Annotated in this window: 3 protein-coding genes; all 3 read left to right on the top strand. The window is 72.3% G+C overall.

Annotation, left to right across the window (positions count from 1 at the left end):
• Nucleotides 1-809, top strand: an 809-nt coding sequence (locus FV223_RS23265) for a cell division protein FtsQ/DivIB (RefSeq protein WP_147729213.1), incomplete at its 5' end; no start/stop codon positions are given.
• A gap of 58 nt (nucleotides 810-867) precedes the next feature.
• Nucleotides 868-2,190 (top strand): cell division protein FtsA, encoded by a 1,323-nt coding sequence (gene ftsA / locus FV223_RS23260; RefSeq protein WP_147729212.1) that lies wholly within the window; start codon nucleotides 868-870, stop codon nucleotides 2,188-2,190.
• Nucleotides 2,191-2,293: 103 nt separating this feature from the next.
• A partial coding sequence (ftsZ, locus tag FV223_RS23255) for a cell division protein FtsZ (protein WP_147729211.1) occupies nucleotides 2,294-3,420 on the top strand: 1,127 nt, incomplete at its 3' end.

Genomic DNA, 3,420 nt, shown 5'->3' with positions numbered 1-3,420 from the left:
GGCCGTCGATGGCCGAGCGCCTGCCGCGCGGCATCGGCGCCCTCGGCCTCAGCACGGCCTTCGGGGCGCTGGCGCTCGCCGGCTTCGTCGCCAGCGGCCGCTACGACGCCTTCGTCATCGAGAACGGCCGCCCCCTCGACATCCTCGCCCGCGTCGCCGGCTTCGGCGTCGAGCGCGTCACCATCTCGGGCATCTCGCGGATGTACGAGCGCGAGGTGCTCGCCGCCGCCGGCATCGACTGGCGCTCGTCCGTGCCCTTCCTCGACGTCGCCGAGGTGCGTGCCCGCCTGCTCCGGGTGCCGCTGATCGCCTCCGTCTCGGTGCGCAAGATCTATCCCCGCGAGATCGTCATCAACCAGGTCGAGCGCGAGCCCGCCGCCCTGTGGCAGATGAACGGCGAGATCAGCGTCATCGCCGCCGACGGCACGATCATCGATACGATGCGCGACGACCGCTACGCGAGCCTGCCGCTGGTCGTCGGCGACGACGCCAACACCAAGCTCGGCGAGTACCTCGCCCTGGTCGCCGCGGCCGGCCCGCTCGCCGACCGCATCCGCGCCGGCACCTACGTCTCCGGCCGGCGCTGGACCCTGAAGCTCGACGGCGTCGACATCCGCCTGCCGGAAATCGAGCCCGGAGCCGCGCTGGCCCGGCTGGTCGAGCTCGAGCGCGCCAACCGCCTGCTGGAGAAGGACATCATCGCGGTCGATCTGCGGATGCCCGACCGGGTCGTGGTCCGCCTCACCGAGGAGGCCGCGGCCGCCCGGGCCGAGGCGCAGAAGAAGACGAAGAAGGGGACCGCGACGTGAGCGCAGTCCGGTCCACCCGCCGCCCCGCCCGTTCCCCGTCCTTCGTCGGTAAGCGCTGATGCATTCCCAACACGGCCTGACGCCCCGCCTGAAGCCGCTCTCGGCGCGCCGCAGCACCACGCTGTCGGTGCTCGACATCGGCACCAGCAAGGTCGTCTGCCTCATCGCCGAGCTGCAGCCGGCCGAAGCCCTCACCACGCTGAAGGGCCGGACGCACCTCGCCCGCATCATCGGCATCGGCCACCAGCGCTCGCACGGGCTGAAGGGCGGCGCGATCGTCGACCTCGAGGCCGCCGAGGGCGCGATCCGCCAGGCGGTGCACGCCGCCGAGCGGATGGCCAAGGTCGAGGTCCAGTCGGTCATCGTCAACATGAGCGGCGGGCGCCTCGCCTCGCAGCACTTCCAGGCGCGGGTCAACGTCCGCACCGGCACCGTCACCGGCGCCGACGTGGAGCGCGTGCTGGAGACCGCGAGCGCCCACGGCGTCAGCCCCGGCCGCGCCGTGCTGCACGCGCTGCCGACCGGCTACGCCCTCGACGGCCAGGGCGCGGTGATCGACCCCTCGGGGATGATCGGCGAGGCGCTCGGGGTCGACCTCCACGTCGTCACGGCGGAAGCCGCGGCCGCCCGCAACGTCATGCTCGCGATCGAGCACTGCCATCTCGGCGTCGAGGCGGTGATCGCCACCCCCTACGCCGCCGGCCTCTCGGCGCTGGTCGACGACGAGGCCGAGATGGGCGTCTGCGTCGTCGACATGGGCGGCGGCACCACGAGCTTCGGCGTGTTCTCCGGGGGGCATCTCGTCCACACCGACGCGATCGCGGTCGGCGGCCACCACGTCACCATGGACATCGCCCGCGGGCTCTCGACCCGGGTCGCGGCGGCCGAGCGGCTGAAGACGCTCTACGGCTCGGCCATCGCCACCCCGTCGGACGAGCGCGACATGATCGCCGTCCACGGCGTCGGCGAGGACGAGGGCGAGACCCCGAACCACGTTCCGCGCTCGCAGCTGGTGCGGATCATCAAGCCGCGCGTCGAGGAGGTGGTCGAGCTCGTCCGCGACCGCCTTCGCGCGGCCGGCTTCGCCGCCCAGGCGGGGCGCCGGGTCGTGCTCACAGGCGGCGCGAGCCAGCTCGTCGGCCTGCCCGAGGTCACCCGCCGGGTGATGCAGGGCCAGGTCCGGATCGGGCGCCCGCTCGGCATCCGCGGCCTGCCCGAGGCGGCCAAGGGTCCGGCCTTCTCGGCCGCGGTCGGCCTGCTGGTCTACCCGCAGGTGGCGCATGCCGAGCACTTCGAGCCGCGGGGGCAGCGCGCCTTCGCCGGCACCGGGACCGACGGTTACATCGGCCGCGTCTACGAGTGGCTGAAGCAGGGTTTCTAGGCGTTTTCCCGGGCGCCCTCTCGCGCCCGGCCTCGACGAATCGGCGCTTCCTCCACGGAGGCGCTCCGGACAACGCGTTAAAGGTCACGAAGGGCTCGACACCATGGCCATCTCTCTCCAGGCGCCTGACATCCGCGAACTCAAGCCCCGCATCACCGTGTTCGGTGTCGGCGGCGCCGGCGGCAACGCCGTCAACAACATGATCGAGTCGGGTCTGCTCGGCTGCGAGTTCGTCGTGGCCAACACCGACGCCCAGGCGCTGACCTCGTCGAAGGCCGAGCGCGTGATCCAGATGGGGCTGGGCGTGACGCAGGGCCTCGGCGCCGGCTCCCACCCCGAGGTCGGCTCGGCCGCCGCCGACGAGGTGATCGACGAGATCCGCGACCAGCTCTCGGGCGCGCACATGTGCTTCATCACCGCCGGCATGGGCGGCGGCACCGGCACCGGCGCGGCCCCCGTCATCGCCCGCGCCGCCCGCGACATGGGCATCCTCACCGTCGGCGTCGTGACGAAGCCGTTCCAGTTCGAGGGCCTGCGCCGCATGCGCACGGCGGAAGCCGGCATCCAGGAGCTGCAGGCGGCCGTCGACACGCTGATCGTGATCCCGAACCAGAACCTGTTCCGGGTCGCCAACGAGAAGACCACCTTCGCCGACGCCTTCGCGATGGCCGACCAGGTGCTCTACTCGGGCGTCGCCTGCATTACCGACCTGATGGTCAAGGAAGGCCTGATCAACCTCGACTTCGCCGACGTGCGCGCGATCATGCGCGGCATGGGTAAGGCGATGATGGGCACCGGCGAGGCGTCCGGCGAGAAGCGCGCCAGCCGCGCGGCCGAGGCCGCGATCGCCAACCCGCTCCTCGACGACGTCTCGATGAAGGGCGCCCGCGGCCTGCTGATCTCGATCACCGGCGGCGCCGACCTGACGCTGTACGAGCTCGACGAGGCCGCCACCCGCATCCGCGAGGAGGTCGACCAGGAAGCCAACATCATCCTCGGCGCGACCTTCGACGAGAGCCTCGACGGCATCATCCGCGTCTCGGTCGTCGCCACCGGGATCGAGCCGGCGCTGATCTCGGCCAACTCGCCGAACAACAAGGAGATCGCCGAGACCGAGCAGCGCATCGCCGAGGTCGCCGAGCGCCTGCGCTCCGAGGCCCGCTCGCGCGCCGCCCAGAACGCCCCGAGCTTTCGCGCCGCGGCCGAGCCGGCCGTGACGCAGGCTCAGCC

The organism is Methylobacterium sp. WL116, assembly GCF_008039455.1.
In the GTDB taxonomy this organism is placed as follows: Bacteria; Pseudomonadota; Alphaproteobacteria; order Rhizobiales; family Beijerinckiaceae; genus Methylobacterium.
The sequence above is the reverse complement of the archived record's forward strand: the minus strand, read 5'-3'. Positions and strand labels throughout refer to the sequence as shown.